Source organism: Chitinophaga sp. 22620 (assembly GCF_052044405.1).
Taxonomy (GTDB): Bacteria; Bacteroidota; Bacteroidia; order Chitinophagales; family Chitinophagaceae; genus Chitinophaga.
This window is the reverse complement of record NZ_JBQEMV010000003.1, coordinates 713,695-730,639: the sequence shown is the minus strand read 5'-3', so window position 1 is coordinate 730,639 and position 16,945 is coordinate 713,695. Positions and strand designations below refer to the sequence as shown.

14 protein-coding genes are annotated in these 16,945 nt (G+C 52.3%); 8 read left to right on the top strand and 6 right to left on the bottom strand.

The annotated features are described in order from the left end of the window. Positions 1 to 140: 140 nt before the first annotated feature. The 6 genes from ACTJIK_RS18410 (at position 141) to ACTJIK_RS18385 (ending at position 8,172) form a co-directional block, all read left to right on the top strand. On the top strand, positions 141 to 491 hold the full coding sequence (locus ACTJIK_RS18410) for a hypothetical protein (RefSeq protein ID WP_440648771.1): 351 nt from the start codon (positions 141 to 143) through the stop codon (positions 489 to 491). 186 nt (positions 492 to 677) lie between these two features. Continuing rightward, a complete protein-coding gene (locus ACTJIK_RS18405) occupies positions 678 to 3,035 on the top strand; it encodes a TonB-dependent siderophore receptor (protein WP_440648769.1) in 2,358 nt (785 codons plus the stop codon). Positions 3,036 to 3,045: 10 nt separating this feature from the next. After that, complete coding sequence (locus tag ACTJIK_RS18400) at positions 3,046 to 4,479, top strand: DUF3526 domain-containing protein (RefSeq protein ID WP_440648767.1); 1,434 nt, start codon at positions 3,046 to 3,048, stop codon at positions 4,477 to 4,479. Then, positions 4,476 to 5,912, top strand: coding sequence for a DUF3526 domain-containing protein (locus ACTJIK_RS18395; RefSeq protein WP_440648765.1), 1,437 nt, complete (start codon positions 4,476 to 4,478; stop codon positions 5,910 to 5,912). The genes ACTJIK_RS18400 and ACTJIK_RS18395 overlap by 4 nt, the downstream gene beginning before the upstream one ends. A 10-nt stretch (positions 5,913 to 5,922) precedes the next feature. Then, the gene (locus tag ACTJIK_RS18390) at positions 5,923 to 6,618 is read left to right on the top strand and encodes an ABC transporter ATP-binding protein (RefSeq protein ID WP_440648763.1); all 696 of its coding nucleotides are present in this window, start codon (positions 5,923 to 5,925) and stop codon (positions 6,616 to 6,618) included. 90 nt (positions 6,619 to 6,708) lie between these two features. Further along, positions 6,709 to 8,172 carry an MFS transporter gene (locus ACTJIK_RS18385; RefSeq protein WP_440648762.1) on the top strand — a complete coding sequence of 488 codons (1,464 nt, stop codon included), beginning with the start codon at positions 6,709 to 6,711 and terminating at the stop codon, positions 8,170 to 8,172. A 53-nt stretch (positions 8,173 to 8,225) separates the two neighbouring features. Here ACTJIK_RS18385 and ACTJIK_RS18380 read toward each other — a convergent pair whose 3' ends face one another. The 6 genes from ACTJIK_RS18380 to ACTJIK_RS18355 all read right to left on the bottom strand — a co-directional run bounded on the left by ACTJIK_RS18380 (position 8,226) and on the right by ACTJIK_RS18355 (position 11,998). Further along, positions 8,226 to 8,864 (bottom strand): NAD(P)H-binding protein, encoded by a 639-nt coding sequence (locus tag ACTJIK_RS18380; protein WP_440648761.1) that lies wholly within the window; start codon positions 8,862 to 8,864, stop codon positions 8,226 to 8,228. 83 nt (positions 8,865 to 8,947) lie between these two features. Further along, entirely contained in the window at positions 8,948 to 9,748 is an 801-nt protein-coding gene (locus tag ACTJIK_RS18375; RefSeq protein ID WP_440648760.1) for a DJ-1/PfpI/YhbO family deglycase/protease, read from the bottom strand. Between the two features lie 47 nt (positions 9,749 to 9,795). Next, the gene (locus ACTJIK_RS18370) at positions 9,796 to 10,560 is read right to left on the bottom strand and encodes a putative quinol monooxygenase (protein WP_440648759.1); all 765 of its coding nucleotides are present in this window, start codon (positions 10,558 to 10,560) and stop codon (positions 9,796 to 9,798) included. Positions 10,561 to 10,608: 48 nt separating this feature from the next. Further along, positions 10,609 to 11,175 carry a carboxymuconolactone decarboxylase family protein gene (locus ACTJIK_RS18365; protein ID WP_440648757.1) on the bottom strand — a complete coding sequence of 189 codons (567 nt, stop codon included), beginning with the start codon at positions 11,173 to 11,175 and terminating at the stop codon, positions 10,609 to 10,611. 18 nt (positions 11,176 to 11,193) lie between these two features. Further along, on the bottom strand, positions 11,194 to 11,763 hold the full coding sequence (locus ACTJIK_RS18360) for a cupin domain-containing protein (protein WP_440648756.1): 570 nt from the start codon (positions 11,761 to 11,763) through the stop codon (positions 11,194 to 11,196). 10 nt (positions 11,764 to 11,773) lie between these two features. Next, positions 11,774 to 11,998, bottom strand: a complete 225-nt coding sequence (locus tag ACTJIK_RS18355; protein WP_440648755.1) for a 2TM domain-containing protein — start codon at positions 11,996 to 11,998, stop codon at positions 11,774 to 11,776. Positions 11,999 to 12,362: 364 nt separating this feature from the next. On the opposite strand from ACTJIK_RS18355, the gene ACTJIK_RS18350 reads away from it, so the two are divergent. Both ACTJIK_RS18350 and ACTJIK_RS18345 read left to right on the top strand, forming a co-directional pair. Further along, the gene (locus ACTJIK_RS18350; protein ID WP_440648753.1) at positions 12,363 to 14,816 is read left to right on the top strand and encodes a sensor histidine kinase; all 2,454 of its coding nucleotides are present in this window, start codon (positions 12,363 to 12,365) and stop codon (positions 14,814 to 14,816) included. An 11-nt stretch (positions 14,817 to 14,827) separates the two neighbouring features. After that, complete coding sequence (locus tag ACTJIK_RS18345; RefSeq protein ID WP_440648751.1) at positions 14,828 to 16,804, top strand: sigma 54-interacting transcriptional regulator; 1,977 nt, start codon at positions 14,828 to 14,830, stop codon at positions 16,802 to 16,804. Positions 16,805 to 16,945 lie beyond the last annotated feature (141 nt).

The window sequence follows — 16,945 nt, the reverse complement described above, 5'->3', positions numbered from 1 at the left end:
GCCGGCTTTTTATTTGCTTTGACGAAGTAATGACGGCCTTTCCGTCTGTATACCCAGTAGATAATCTTTTGCAGAATAAACCTATACATATTTTGATGAGTAAAGCTTAATCTCTATATTCGCAACTGCGTTGCAATAACTTGACAGCCTTTACCAAATACCGCCAATGGAGTGCCGCCTTGCTGCTGGCTTTATACGCATTTATTGCCGTACCCGTTCAATATTGGCACACACACCCGGAAAGCAATGAGGCTGCGGCCTGCCGTCCGGCGGATGCTTCAGCAAGCGCGTCCTTCTTCCAGGCCCACGAGCAGCTGAAGGGTGATTGTAAGATTTGCGACCATCATTATTCCGCTTATTACGGCGACCAGTGCAGGCAACCCATGCTGCCGCAGGCCGTAAAGAACTTCTCTTTTCAATTCCCCGTTCCCGCATTGTTTGAAACAGTGCGCCTTTCCTGCCCGAATAAAGGTCCGCCGGAAACGGCCTGATTTCCTCTTTTCCGTACTGAAAAAACGCTGCCGGCAGGCAGGCGTTACCGCGTCCATCCGGCTGCCGGCGAATGCTGCATGCAGGCGCATGTGAATGTTCTTCGCGGGAATCCGCCTGCATGGCCTGTTTGCGCAATGCTGTATTATTCGTCACACTCAAACAATTTGTCCCTAATAAACTTTAAGATGATCCAACGGCTATACTTTTTAATCGTTCTCGGTTTTTTTTCAAACAGCCTGTATGCACAGCAGGGCAGGATTGCCGGGAATATTTCCGGACCCGACCAGCAAATACTGGCGGGCATCACGATCAGCCTCGAAGGGCATGCGAAGCTCACCCAAACGGATGATAACGGCAATTTTTCCTTTACCGGCCTTGCCGCCGGCCATTACATCCTCCTGGCAAGAGGCGTTGGCTACAGGGCCAAAAGCAGCCAGGTGAGAGTGGAGGAAGGTAAAACGGTGTTCCTCCGCCTGGAGCTGGACATTGCCACATCCACCCTGAAAGAAGTAAATGTAACGGCCAGCCGCGGCCCGCTGCCAACGGCAACGCTTACACGTACCAGCACGCCGCTGCGGGATATTCCGCAGAATATCCAGTCGGTAGACAGGGCAGCCATGAACGACCAGCAATTTTTCCAGCTCAACGATGTGTTCGCGAATGTGGCGGGCATCACTTCCGCCAATTATTACGGCGGATTCAGCTCAAGAGGTTTCACGTCTGAGGTCAGCGGCATTACCACCAACGGCATCAAGGGCTCGCCGTATCCCGAAGGGCAGATCCCTTTATTGGGCAATATCGAAAGTGTGGAGGTTATACACGGCCCCTCGGCTATTCTCTACGGCCAGGGCGGGCTGGGCGGCAACATCAACCTGGTCACCAAACAGCCGAAGAAATTCACGGTCGTAAATGCCAGCGTTTCCGCGGGCTCCTTCGATCTGCTCCGGGTGCAGGCGGATGTAACGGGCAGCATCAACAAAAAGAAGAACCTGTATTTCCTGGCCGGCGCCGGCTGGCAGAACGGCGGCAGCTTTACCCGGCACTTCAACCGCAGGAGCATCCAGGCATACGGCTCCCTCAAATGGGAGATCGCGCCCCGCACCAGCTGGCAGGTGAACGTAAATTACGTGAACGACGACGCAAGCAATAACTACCAGCCCCGCGTACCGATCTACAACAGCCGGGATAAGGACAGCGTATTCCTGGTGCCTTACGACTTCAATCCCGGTTACGGCAGCCGGTACAAAGGCAACAACTATCAATTGCAGTCCGTGATGGAACACAGCTTTTCCGCGAACTGGAAGGTCGGGTTGCTGGCGGCTTACAGCGAATCCAGGGCGGAGCGTAACCAATATACCGCTTCCGGTTTCGTGAGAACTACCGATCATACCGTGAGCCGGTCGTACAGCTGGCAAACGATCCATTCGCCCCAAACTACCGTTAACCTCTATACGAATATCCGGGTAAAGACCTGGAACATGTTGCACCAGGTGACCGCCGGCGGTGATGTGATGCTGGCCCGCAACAATTATCCCGGGGGCATCACGCAGTATGCCGCCACCCGCCTCTCTGTGCTGCAGCCAATGCATGAAGACCATTACGATTCTACCGGCATGACCTTATATGGGAAGTCCGCCACCGAAAAATTCACCTACAACACCCTGGGCGCCTACGTGCAGGACCAGCTGGAGATCACTCCTCAACTGAAGCTGCTGGCAGGTTTGAGATATAATAACTATTTCAGGCGGTATCTCGCCAACCGGCCTGACGGCTCCGTGATATACGACGAAAGACCGCTGAGAACGGAAAACTTCTCGCCGCGCCTGGGCATCGTTTACCAGCCCGTGCCCGCCGTTTCCCTTTACGTGGATTACAACGAGGGTTTCTCACCGCAGTACGGCAACAACGCAGAGAACGGCGGCCCGTTTGACCCGGAAACCTCCAAACAATACGAATTCGGCGCGAAAGGCGAATTCTTCAAAGGCGCCTTGCAGCCGTTTATCACCATATACCAAAGCACGAAGAAGAATGTGCTGCAATCCGCTCCCAGGCCGGATTTTCCCTATTGGCAGGAAGCCATCGGCGAAGTGCGGAGCAGGGGTGTGGAAATGGGGTTGAAAGGAAACATTTTCAGCAGCCTTTTCCTTACGCTGAATTACAACTACAACAAAACGAAGATCACAGAGAGCAAAAAGCCGGAAGATATCGGTCAACTGTTTGCCAATGCACCGGAGAATTCCGCGAACGGCTGGGTTAAATATTCATTTATGAACGGCGGGTTAAAAGGGCTGTTCCTCGGCGGCGGTTTCCAGTATGTGGACGACCGTTTTTTCAGCAATAAAAAACCAGGCGCCAATGTACTTGAAATGCCTGCCTATACCATATTCAACGCCGTGGCGGGGTACCGGTACAAACAATACAGCCTCCAGGTGAACGGGAATAACCTGGCGGACGAGCGGTACGCCTCCAGCGGCTTTTCCAGCGCTTACACGCCGGGCATGCCGCGCAATTGGATGGTTACGCTCAGTTGTTCATTCAGGTAAAAACGGTCATATGAGAAAACAGAACATCGTGTTTACCATCGCCATCAAAGAAGTGGTTACGGCCTTCCGGAGCAGGGTGGCGATATTGCTGGCCTTTATCATCTGGGTTTTGCTGGGTGCGGCGGTATACACCGGCATGCAGCAGGAGCGTGAAGCAGCCCGGAAAAAAAGCAGGGCGGCGTCGCTTTTCAGGCATGAATGGGAAGAACAGGAAGCCAACCCGCATTCAGCGGCGCATTTCGGTACCTACCTGTTCAAGCCCCATACTTTCCTCAGCGTTTACGATCACGGGCTGAACCGCTTCCTTGGCGAAACCTACAGGGTGGAAGCACATGTTCAGCACGAAGTGAACCATGCGGAAGCTGAAACGGCCGGCAGCCAGCTGCGTTTCGGGGAATTATCGCCCGCCATGGTGTTCCAGCTGCTGGTGCCTTTGCTGGTGCTGCTGCTTTGCTTTAACACCATCACCCGGGAACGGGAGGGCGATACCCTGCGTTTGTTGCTGATCCAGGGTGTGAGCCCTGCCGCGCTGATACGCGGGAAAATATGGGGCAGTTATGCCATTGTGCTGCTGGTGGTACTGCCCGCATTTATATTGATGGGCATCCCGGTGATGATGCAGGACCACGGGCCGGATACACTGCTGCGTTATGGTCTTTTTGCGGGCGCTTACCTGGTGTATTTTTTCCTGTTTGCAGGTATCGGCGTGCTGGTATCGGCCTGGAGCCGCCATTCGAACGCGGCGCTCATCGGCTGTATCGGCGTATGGTTCCTGCTGTGCGTACTGGCGCCGCGGGCCGCGGTGCGGATGATAGACGAGCACAACCGGCTGCCTTCACGGTTCGAGCTGAACAGGCATATTACGCAGGGATACAGCAAGGGAATGGGGCAGGACGGTACAAGCACCGAACGGAGCCGGAAGCTCCTGGATTCCACGCTCAGGCTGTATGGTGTGGATTCCGCGCAACAATTGCCCGTTAATTTCGACGGCCTGGCCATGCAGTACGGGGAAGACTATAACACGAAGGTCTATGAACACTACGCCGGCGAAGTGGAGCGCATCATTCAGCAGCAGCAGGAAAGCCTGGGGCGGGTGAGCCTTTTCGATCCCTTCATGGCGGTACAGCAGGTTTCAATGGGCGTTGCAGGCACGGATTATCATCATCATCTTTCTTTCCACCGCCAGGCCAAAACGTACCGCGACGAATTCATCCGCACGCTGAATATGAACCTGGCCAACAGCGGATCGGCCTACCTTGCCTATGACTATAAAGCCGGCCCGGAATTTTTTAAAAAGATGAAGGACTTCAGCTATAACCCGCAGCCGGCGGGCCTTGCGGTCAGGCAGCACGGCTGGTCGTGGCTGGCCCTTGTTATGTGGTGCCTGCTTGTGTTTATCCTGGTAAATATTTCCGCGAAGCGCTTAACTAATGTATACCCATGAAACTCCTGGAAACAATTTTCATATTCGAATGGCGGCAGTTATGCAGGCAGCGCTGGTTATTATCCGGCCTGTGTTTATTCGCGGCCATCAGCCTGCTGTCCGTGTATTCGGCCAACCGCACGGTGGGAAAGCGGTTTGTGCAGGCAGACAACATCCATGCGGCTTATCGAACAGATCTTGACGCGGCGCTGAAGCGGTTTACGGATACATCGACCGCTAAGGGGAAGGCCGAGGCAAGAACCGCCGGGATGGCCGCCGTGATCAATTTCAGGCTGCCGCAAAATGCCGTTAAATACCCGGAGCCGCTGGCCGCCCTTTCATTGGGGTTAACAGATATCCAGCCCTGGCACGAACAGATCAGGTACGTTAAAAATTACAACGACGTTACGAACATGCCCGTCAACAACCCGATGACACTGTTCGCCGGTAATTTTGATCTTGCTTTCGTGGTCATTTATTTCCTTCCCCTGCTGGTGCTCGCGTATTGTTATTCGCTGTATGCTTCTGAGAAGGAAGCCGGGACCTTGGCCATGCTGGCCATTCAGGCGGGAAGCGTAGCGCGCGTCATCCGCCTGAAGCTGCTGTTCCGCTTCCTGGTGCTGGCTGCATTGCTGCTGATCATAAACGCACTGGGGTTTGCGCTGGCCGAAAAGCGCGCTGCGCCCGGTGTTCCGCAAATGTTGTTGTGGTGCCTGCTCTCGTTATTGTACCTGCTGTTCTGGCTCGGTATCGCGTATTTGATGGTGGCGTTCAGGCAGGGCGCCACGGCTACAGGATTGTACCTCGCGGGTTGCTGGATGCTGGTGCTGGTCATTTTGCCCTCCCTGGCCAATACGTTCGTTCAGCAACGGCATCCCTTGCCGATGAAGGACGAGATCGCGGCTTACCGCCGCCACCAGGCAGAAGAGATATGGAACACGCCGGCCCGCATCTTATCAGACAGCTTTAACCGGTATAACCCGCAATATGCATCCACCGCCGATCCCGCGAAAGATACGCTTCGCCTGAGCACGCGTTATGTAGCGGGATATTACGAGCTGCTGGACAGACGGATGGAGCGGGTCATTATTCCATATGAACAGGAAATAAACGAACGCAACCGGCAGCTAACCCTGCTGTCTGCCTGGAACCCAGCATCCGCCGCGCAGGAATGGCTGAATACGCTTGCCGGCACAGAGATCTCCGCCTACCACCAGTTCTCCCTGCAGGCGGACCAGTTCCAGGAAAGCTGGCAGGCCTTCCTCTACGATTTTCATATACCCGGCAAACAGCTGCAGGCGGCGGATTTCGGGCGGTTCCCGGTTTTCCGGTACCACCCGCCGGAACTGCCGGTGCGCCGGATGCTGTACGAGGCCCTCCGGCTGTTAGCTGGCCTGTGCGTATTGTTCGCCGCGGGCTCATTTGTATTCAACAGAAAAGATCAGGCTTCTTAAAATTTATATTATGCTACAGGCCATTCATCTCACAAAAAAATACCAGCAGCACACCGCGCTCGATAACCTCAACCTGGAGGTTGCCAAAGGAGAGATCTTCTGCCTGCTGGGGCAGAACGGGGCGGGAAAAACTACCACCATCAATCTTTTCCTGGGTTTTACAGCCGCCACTTCAGGCAAGGCCGTCGTAAACGGGAGGGAAGTAACGCCCGGCGCGGCGGACACCCGGAAATTCATCGCTTACATCCCCGAGGTCGTGCAGCTCTATGGCAACCTCACAGGTCTGGAGAACCTTGGTTTTTTCAGCAGGCTGGCCGGGTTCGATTACCCGGTTGACATGCTGAAACAATTCCTGCAGAAAGCGGGGCTGCAACCGGAAGCCCACGCCCGGCGGCTTTCGGGCTATTCAAAGGGCATGCGGCAAAAGGTGGGCATCGCCATCGCCCTGGCTAAAAATGCGGAAGTGATCTTTATGGACGAGCCCACCAGCGGGCTGGACCCGCGCTCCACCCGGGAATTCGCCGATATCGCCCGGCAGCTGGGAAGCGAGGGGAAAACCATCCTCATGGCTACCCACGACATTTTTAACGCCGTCAACATAGGCACCACCATCGGCATCATGAATAAAGGATCGCTGGTGCATACCATTGCCACAGCGGGCATTACCGCCGGGGAATTGCAGCGGTTATATCTTGAAACCATATAAAAGGGGTTGTTTCCATGAAATAACAAAGAGAAAACACACCGGTCGCCCCTAAGTGGTACAATGATTGCTCCCCAACCCCAAACCGGAGTGATGAATTTACAGCCGAAAGAAGTACTCACAGAGCAGGATGTAAGGCGGGGCTTGAAGATGGTGATCGGTGACGGGCTCTCGTCCGAGGCCATGACCACGTTAACCGGCGGGGCTTTTATTGTTGCCATGGCTATTTTGCTCGGCGCCAATAACGTACAGCTGGGTTTGATAGCGGCATTACCCACGATGGTGAATGTTTTCCAGCTGATCTCCATCTGGCTGGTGAGGCGTTTCAACAACCGGCGCGGCATTACCGTTATCTGCAGCCTGCTGGCAAGGCTTCCGCTGGTTTTCATCGGCCTGCTGCCGCTGGTGCTCCGCGATGTGGTGACCATCGAGCTGATCATTCCCATCCTTTTCTTTTATTATCTCTCCGGGGCTGTTGCCGGGGCCGCCTGGAATTCATGGATGAAAGACCTGGTGCCGGAAAAACAGCTGGGCGCTTTTTTCGCCAAAAGGAGCAGCCTCATGCAGTCGCTGAACGTGGTGCTGAGCCTGCTGCTGGCATTGGGAGTGGATTACGTCCGGCGCGACTTCCCGGCCTATGAGCTGGACGCTTACGGTTATATGTTCATTGTTGCAGGGGTGGCCGGTATTTCGGGCACGCTCATCCTGGCCGGTACGCCGGAGCCTAAAAAGATATTGCCGCGGGAGAATTTGTTCATCATGCTGCGCCGGCCGTTAAAAGACCCGAATTTCGTGCGGCTGCTGATATTCAATTCCGCCTGGGTGTTTGCCGTGAATATCGCCTCGCCGTTCTTCACAGTATTCATGATGAAAAGCATGGGGCTGGGACTGTCTTTCATCATCGGGCTGAACATCCTTAGCCAGGTGAGCAGCATTTTCACGATCAGGATATGGGGGCTGTTTGCGGACAGGTATAGCAATAAGACCATCATCGCCATCGGCGCGCCGATCTATATCCTTTGTCTCATAGCCTGGTGTTTTGTGGGCATTTATACACAATTGTGGCCCAACCTGGTGCTGCTGGCGTTTATCCATTTGCTGATGGGCTTTGCGAATGCGGGCATTAACCTCTCCCTTACCAATATCGGGCTGAAACTGGCGCCCACGGCGGATTCCATTATATACCTTTCCACCAAGAACATTATTACCGCCGTATTTTCCGCCCTGGCGCCGCTGGCAGGCGGTATGCTGGCGGATTTCTTCACCGGCAGGCACCTGAAAATGGACGCCGAATATGGCGGCCCCAAATGGACGAAAACGCTGCATATCATCGAGCTGCAGGACTGGAACTTCCTGTTCCTTTTCGGCGCATTGCTGGCGCTGATCGCCGTGAACCGGCTCGGCCGCGTGAAGGAAACAGGAGAGGTGGAGAAAGACGTGGTGGTGCGTATCATGCGAAGCACGCTGCGCAGCAACCTGAAGGAGAACTTCCTGACGGGTTCGCTTATGAACGGGTACTCTACGATCAGGAACGTTTTCAGGAGGAAGTTTTTCTGACGCCTGGTTTTTTGGGCTTCACGCCTCTGCCTGCCAGGCATGCGCTTACATGTTTAAAAGCTAAAGATCTCATCTAACGATACAATGTGCTTTCCTGAAGTAAATACTTTGGGCGCTTTCGCAAGTTTCTTTGCCAGTATGGCAGTAGGCAGTGGTTTAAACCTCCTCGCTATTCCAAGCCCATTCAGCAACTTCAGCAAAGCGGCGAATATACGTTCGCCAATCCGGCCGGTACCCTTACGCAGCAACAACCCCGGCCGGAAAATAATGTACCGGTCGAATGCGAGCGTAGCAATCCGCTCTTCCAGCTTCCCCTTCATCCTGGAGTAAAACACATGGCTGGCAGGAGAAGCTCCATAGGCCGACAGCAGAACAGCCGATGCGACCCCGTTTCTTTTTGCTATCTCGGCAAATTTTACCGGAATTCCGTAATCGACATGCCACTGCTGATCCTTTGAACCGGCCGTTTTGCGGGTAGTTCCCAGGCAGGAAAACCACACATCTCCTTTAATAAATCCGGCAACCTGTTCGAGGTCGTCAAAATCGGTCAGGATTTCAAATAATTTTGGAGCGCTAACTCCAATGGGGCGGCGCACAAATATTACTACGATGGTGTACTGGCTATCCTCCAGCAGTAGTTGTACGAGATCTCTTCCCGTCGCTCCCGTCGCTCCTGTGATCAACGCTATCATATGTGTATGATTTAGAAAAAAAGGCAACCCGGAGCCGGAAAGGCTCCGGGTTATACCTAAACTGCCAGCCCGTTTGCGTCAGATTATTTATTTGTGAGCCAAGCCTCAACCGCCCTCGAAAAATCAGCTACGTCTATGGGATGCCTGCTGGTGATCAGGTTGCCGTCTGTCACTACAGGTTGGTCCAGCACGGTTCCGCCGGCATTTTTCAGGTCTACCTGTATATTCCAGTAACCCGTCAGTTTTTTTCCTTTGAGGATATCGGCTGAAGCCAATACTACCGGCGCATGGCAGATGGCTGCGATCAGCTTGCCCGTCTTATTGAACTCCCGGAGAAAATTGATAACATCCTTGTCGTAGCGCAGATTGTCCGGGTTCCAGGCGCCGCCGGGGATAAAGACGGCATCGTACTCATCCACTTTTATCTGGTCTGCCGTGCGGTCGAATTTTATCCATCCTACGGGCTGCAGATATTGTATAGCCATGATATGGTTTTTCGCCATTTCAGGATACATAAGTCCATATCTTTCAGGAGCGGGATTATACCTGGGCGCTACGATGTCCACTTTGGCGCCCAGTTGCCTGAAATACCATACAGGGCCTAACAATTCAATTTCCTCGAAGCCATCCGCGGCAATCACCGCTATGTTTCTGCCTTTCAGCAACGAGGGATCCTTCACGGGATCAAAAAAGAATGCACGTAACGCTTCATTGCCCGGGGCATTCAACAGCTGCGATACCGGCATATTGACAACCACCGCATGAGATGATAATTGATTCAGTACGGATAGTTCATGATCAGTATCCTTCACCTGGGCTTGCACGTTAAACACTGTGAGTGTGCCTGCTATCAATGGCAGCAGGCTCTGGCTGATATTTTTCATCTTGTTTATTTTTTGTTTTTGTTAATAGTTTTTTAGATGCTGAAGAGTTATGATTTCCTTTTCGGTGTGAACGCTATGAGCCTGTGCAGCCCTTTTTGAAAAGGCTGGCTTTTTATGCTGGTATTCAGGTAGTCGATCACCGGCTGTATGGGAGGAAAATTCAAGTGGTACTGGAAGGCATCTTCGCTCCTGAATTTTTCGTAAGTGACAAACTGTGTACTGTCTTCTTCCAACCGGGATAGCTGGTAATTAATAACACCGGGCTCGCTCCGGAATTGCGGCATGGCAGTGTGATACACCTTCCTGAAAGTACCTTCTGTTCCGGCTTTGCTATCCACGAACAACATGATGGTGATGGGCTCATCTTCCTCTGCCGGGCGCCTTCTCCATTCTTCTTTTGAAAGTGGTTCCAGGTCGTTGATGTAGATTGTCCGGGCCGGCTGCATCAGCATTCTTTCAACCTTTTTTAACTGGTAGGTTACGTCCTTTCTCATTTCCTGCAGGGCGCTTTTGCTGTCCCATCTTTCGATGATCCAAAGAACAGAGGGTTTTTCCTGCTCGTGATATGCTTCTGCCATGATGTTGCTTTCACGGGCAACTGCCTGCTTTACATATTTCCGAAGTGTTTTCCGGAGCGTTTTTTCGTAGCCGCCTTTCACTTCGAAGCGGGTCAGCACGGCTGCCGGTTCTGCAAGGCCTCCCGGCATTATTCCTGTGGGGTCTTGGGCCGTTGCGCATACTCCTGTCAGCACGAGGTAAATGGCTGTCAGTGAAAGTATCTTGAACAATGATGTAATTTTCTTCGCTGTCATTGTTTTAGTTTTAATGCCGCCGGTTAGAGAAAAATATTTTCTTTTCTATTATGGGTTATCTGGCGCGGGAATATCGAACCCGTTCAGGATAATAGCAATAAGACAGTACCCCGCAATGAGGAAGAACAGCTCCGCTACTGCGTCCTGGCCGAGCAAGGTTACCGCCCGGTTGTATGTTGAAGCCGGGACAATATGGCCGGTTGCCAATGCAAAGGCAACATGGTGCGCAATGGCTTCCTGCTCGCTCAATCCGGACGGATGGCCGCCCGCTGATATCGCGGCGATCGTATCCGCCGGCAGGCCGGAAACCTCCGCCATGATTGCATGGGCATATAGCTCGAAACGCGCGCCAAATGCAGCGCCTACAGTGAGTATCGCAACTTCCCGTACCCGCTTGTTGAGTGTTGCATGGGTGTCGAGCGTTCGCAAAAAGCTCAGTGCAGGTGTGCCGAATTGGGGGTAACGCAGCATTGCAGGAAACGGGCCTAACAATGCTCCCCCGGCATTGAGCATGGTTACCTGGCTCTGGCTGCGGCCCACCAGGCCGGCAATCTCGTCGTGAACGAAACGTACTTCCGGGCTGAGCTGCTCCGGCGGTATGGGGTGAATACGCATGATGTTTTAATTTGATTTTTATGCAATTCCATCGGCGGCTTCGCCGTCGATCAGGATAAAAGCCATGCGGCAGGCCTTGCCGGACCGGTTCGCCCAGGCGTGGTTGGTGCCGTTTTGCACAATAATGTCGCCCGCCCGGATGGTCGTTTCGCCAAGGTCAAGCACCAGCGTTATCTCGCCTTCGAGCACAATTCCGTAATCAACCGTTTTTGTACGGTGCATCAATGGATGAGGGGCACTTTCTCCCGAGGTGGACGCTTGCTCGTCGCCCATGGTTTTGAACTTCGCCGCCGCGTCTGCAACGGTCATTTTCCGGATTTCTTCCCCTTCCGGCGGAAATTCTATCACGCGGATGCGCGTTCCGTTTTTGGGAGGCGGCAGCACCAGGCCCTGCTCATCCCGGCCGTGCGGCCGGGCGTAAATGAAAGCAGGCGTTTCCAGGGTATGCCAGACTTCAAAAAAGGTGGGGCCGCCAGGGCCGCCTACGAGTTGCGCGTTAACGGGCGGCGCATCTGAAACGATCATTGCTTTTCCATTTGCATCATGGCCTGTTACGACGCGCCTGAAGGTTTTTTGTGAAGGGTTCATATCCTGTTCTTTATTTAGACTTCGATTTCTTAAAAACAAATACGCCGAGGTAATGAAAGAGTACGCCTATTGCCCAGGCGGGGGTAGACCACAGGGGCCAGGGATAGGTTCTGTCCGTCAGGTACCATACCAGCCAGATGGCCGGTGCGCCAAACAGGAAAACGATCAGGTGGATCCTGAAGCCCTTTTTCGGGTCAATAGGGGGAGTGGTGCTCCAATCAGTGTGATGTGTCATTGTGATGATTTTATGGGTTCATGACCAGTTGCATGCCATTTAGGGAAAGGATAGGCAAAGAGCGGCGGCGATTTTTTAAAATGCTGATATATAAATTTATATGGGTTGGGATTACATGTAATTAGATGAGAGCGGCGTGCAGGTTGCTCCGAAATGTCGGAGTTTGGATGCGTTCGCTCCGATAAGCTGGAGCGATGATTCAATCATACCAAAAATGAGAACAAGCTGAAAACAAAACGTAATTTGCATTGTGCAATAGATGGAAGCTGCCAGTGAAATAGTGCATGATTATTGGTTGCCTTGCTGGTCCTGCAAACGCATTTAAAACAGTCCAACCTTTACGGCTATACTTAAAATGAAAGCTATGCCCAGAGCAATTATATTGTGCATCATGCTTGGCCTGCTGATATCTGCTGACGGATACTCCCAGCATCCAGCACCATCGGCGGGCTCAGCCGGTGTTTATCATCATCCCTCCAGGGACAAGGAGTCGTGGCAGCGGTTGAATCTGTTACTCAGTTCCACCTATCTTGTGGTTGCCAGTGAAGGAATGGTTGGGGCCGACAGCTGCCTGTACGTAGCCAGCCGGTCGCTGGGCCTGAGCCGGTTGCCCGTACTGGCAGAAGGGATTGGCGGCTACGGCTTGTTTAAGCAATCGCAATGGATAGATCGCCAGGAGCCTGGTGTCGGGGTCCGTTTGCTTTCAGAGGCCACCGGCCGCCAGCGCCTGCGCTTGCTCCTGCTGCTTGGTTCTTATTACGCATTTCAACCCCGTAGCTACTACCGGTATGGGGACTCTGTGCGGTATTTTTTAAACAGGGCGGTAGCAGAAAGCAGGTCTTTAAAGGAAGAGAAGCTGGGCCGGATCGCGCTTTGCCTGCTTGGAAAGATGTATGTACAGGAAAATGACAGCAGGGGCGATTCCATTTATAATGTGCTGATCAGTCAATGCCGGGAAGCCGGGGATAAAGAAACCGAAGCAAGGGCATTTGCATACCGGGGTAGGTATACCGCCCCGGCATCTGCTACTTTACTGGGAAAGGTTGCGGACCTGCAGAAAGCAGCCGGCCTTTATCACAGCCTGGGCGATACGGAAGCAGAGATCAATGTGCTGACAGATTTAGGATATATGTTCGTTGTAACCGGGCAATTGCAAACAGCTAATGACGTTTTCTTACAAGCGCTTAAGCTGGCGGATCTTATTCTTTACCCCTACACGCATTATAACACGGAGGCGCTTGCGATGGTCACCCTGTTCCAGGGGAAGTTCGGAGAGCCGCTGCGATATATCTTTCAAACAGTCAAAGTTGCGGAACGCAGCCGCGACAGCATTGGCTGGGGGTATTTTTATGGCCGGCTGGCATTGCTTTACGAGCTTGAAGGCAACCAGCAGGAATGCCTTAAAATGGCACAAAAAAGCATCAACAGGTTTATTATTGACCGTAACCCGGCCGGATATAACATCCTGTTTATGATCGTTGAGCATATGCATAATAACCAGGGGCGTGCCAGGGAAGCACTCGATCTCGCACTGGATATCTCCGGGAAGATGGGCGCGCCGTCGATTATTTCCGACCAGATCTTTTATAATTCTTTGTTTTCCGTCTGTTATCTGAACCTGGGAAACCTGGATCTGGCCGAAGCGTATCTCAACAGGATGGACTCGCTGGAAGCTATAGCGGAAACCATCAGGGGGCCGCTCCGGAGGTCGCGCATCAACGACCGGTATGCAGTTATCGCTTTTAAGCGGAAGCAGTACCGGAAATCACGGGAATTGTTCAATAGAAGTTTAGCGGACACTTTATCGTTTGACCGGACTTTGGCAAGTAATCTTAGCGCATACCGCTGGCTGATCAGCATCGATTCCACGCTGGGGGATGATGCCGCTGCTGCTGCCCATTACAAGCAATATACACGGTTGCTCGATTCCAATTTCCGGGTAACGAAAATAAGGCAGGCGGAAGAGCTGCAGGTCATATATGAAACGCAGGAAAAAGAAAGCCTTATTACCCTGTTGAATAAAGAGGCAAGCCAGGCAACGCTGGTGAGGAACCTGACCTTTGCAGGGATCGCCGCTGTGATCATCATTGCCGGCTTATTGTACCGGCAAAACCGTTTGAAACAGAAGAACAATGAAGTGATCACGCTCAAAAATGACCAGCTGCGGCACCTGCTTACCGATAGGGAATGGCTGTTGAAGGAAATACACCATCGCGTGAAAAATAATCTCCAGATAGTAATAAGCCTGCTTAATTCACAGGCCGTGTATATTAATAATGAAGCCGCGCTCTCTGCCATACAGGACAGCAAACGCCGCGTATATGCCATGTCTCTTATCCATCAGAAGCTCTATCAATCCGAAAATATCGCGTCCATTTCCATGCCTGAATATATCAATGAATTGGTGAACCATGTCCAGGACAGCCTTGGCGCCGGAAGCCAGGTAGCTTTTGAGCAGGATGTTGAGCCGGTAGATCTTGACGTATCACAGGCAATTCCATTGGGGCTGATCATCAATGAAAGTATTGTAAACGCCGTCAAATATGCTTTCCCCGGCGGACGGAGGGGAGGGGTGAGCATTGGCCTCCGGCACGAAGATGCCGATCATCTGCTGTTGAACATTTCGGATGACGGCGTTGGCTTACCGGCGGATTTTGATGTAACGGAGCATCACTCGCTTGGGCTTGAACTGATACGCGGCCTTTCAAAACAATTAAAAGGCCGCTTTACCATGGTAAATAATAACGGTTTCCATATAACGATCAGGTTTGCGGTTATCAGTAAATTGATTTCGGAGGAGGTATTGGCTGATGTCTAAGCACATATGCTATGAGTAAAAAAATATTGATTGTAGAAGATGAATTCATTGTAGCAAATGATCTCCGGCTGATACTGGCGCCGGCCGGTTACCGGGTGGTTGGTATTGCCGCGTCTGCCGGGGAGGCAGATGAATATCTTCAAAGCAACAGGCCGGATATCGTCATACTTGATATCCGTTTGGAGGGAAATATCTCAGGTATCGAGTTTGCCCGGAAACTAAGGGCGGAAAACATTGCATTTATATACCTGTCCGCGAATTCGAACCAAAAAGTGCTGGAAGAAGCAAGAACAACGGAGCCTTACGGATTTCTTGTCAAACCATTCAGGGAGCGGGACCTGCTGGTGATGCTGGATATTGCATGGTACCGGCATACGCATAGCCTTGAATCAAAATTGCGGCAGGAAGAACATTTGCAGAAACAGCTAACGGCAATAAGCAATGAAGCTTCAGGCATTCCGGAAAAGATGTTGAAAGTTGCCGGGGCTATTCAGTCTTTTATACCGTTCGATTTCGTCACAAATGGCCTGAGGCCGCCTGGCGCCGGGTATTTCGGCGATTCGGGATATCTACGTACGGGTTTCGGCGAATACCAGTTTATCGGGGAAAAGGAGATAATGACAGTTACAGGATTAAGCCAGCACGACCTTTCCGCAATGGTAGCGAACGATCCGGTAGAAAATAATGCATGCTTATATCACGCGGAAACAGCCGGCAGGGACCGGGGCATTGCCTCACTGCAAAAAGTAATATTCAGCCGGTTCCGGATGAGGTCCTGCCTGGTATTCCCGGTTGCGCTGGGCTATGGGCTGTCGGTTCAATATTGTTTTTACAGCAGGCAGCCTGCTGCTTACACGAATGATCACATCCGTTTACTGGAACGGTTGAAAACCAGCCTGGAAGAGTTGGCCGGGAGAACGGCTTATGGCGCGCCGCCGGCAACTGCGGTTAAGAATGAGGCTGTTGCCGCGGGCGGGAGGCAGGAGGACATGATGAACCATCCCGGGTTTAAAGGGATCATTGGCAGCCACCATCTTTTGTTGTCTGCGCTGGACCTGGCGGCAAAGGTAGCCCCTTACAGCACATCTGTTTTGATATTGGGGGAAAGTGGTACGGGGAAAGAACGCGTCGCCCAGTCCATTCACCTGTTCTCACCAAGGAAAGACGGGCCTTTCGTTAAGGTAAATTGCGCGGCTATTCCCGCCACATTAATAGAGTCGGAGCTGTTCGGCCACGAAAAAGGCGCGTTTACCGGCGCTATTGAAAAGCGGAAAGGAAAGTTCGAACTTGCCGACGGGGGAACGATCTTCCTGGATGAGATCGGGGAATTGCCGGTTGCTATGCAGGTTAAGTTGTTGCGCGTTCTGCAGGAAAGAGAAATAGAATATGTCGGGGGAAGGGCGCCGGTGAAAGTTAATGTCCGGATTGTAGCCGCTACGCACAGGAACCTCGAAAAAGAAGTGGCGGAAGGAAATTTCAGGCTCGACCTGTACTACCGCTTAAACGTTTTCCCTATTACGCTGCCGCCGTTGCGGGAACGGAAGCCGGATATCGAAGCGCTTTCCTTATTTTTTGCAAAAAAGTTCTGTAAATCATTTAACAAGCCGTTCAACGGCATCAGCGAAACCATGCTGGAAACGCTGTACGGATATGATTGGCCGGGGAATATCCGTGAACTGGAAAATATATTGGAACAATCCGTGGTGCTCAATGATGGCAAGTCAAAGTTACAACTGGCCCGGAAGCTTCCGGCAGGCGTACCGAAACCGCCCGGCAATAATATCGGCACTATAGAGGAAATTAAAGGCATTCAGCGGCAAACAGAAAAAGAATATATCATAACCATCCTTAAAAAAACGAATGGGCGGATCCGGGGAGCGCAGGGGGCGGCGGAAATGATGAAAATCAAACCCACCACGCTGGAATCAAAAATGGCCAAACTGAATATCAGGAGACAGGATTTTTTCAATACCGGGGAAAACGGGTAAGATTCCGCCCCTTGAGAAGTTATTTCACCGGTAACACCCTTCGTCCGCCCGTCATTAATCCCTCTTTTTTACCCCTCCCGGGTATTATTTTAGCGCCCTCAGATTTGATAATTACCCTCCCGGGTATTATTTTAAAGGAAA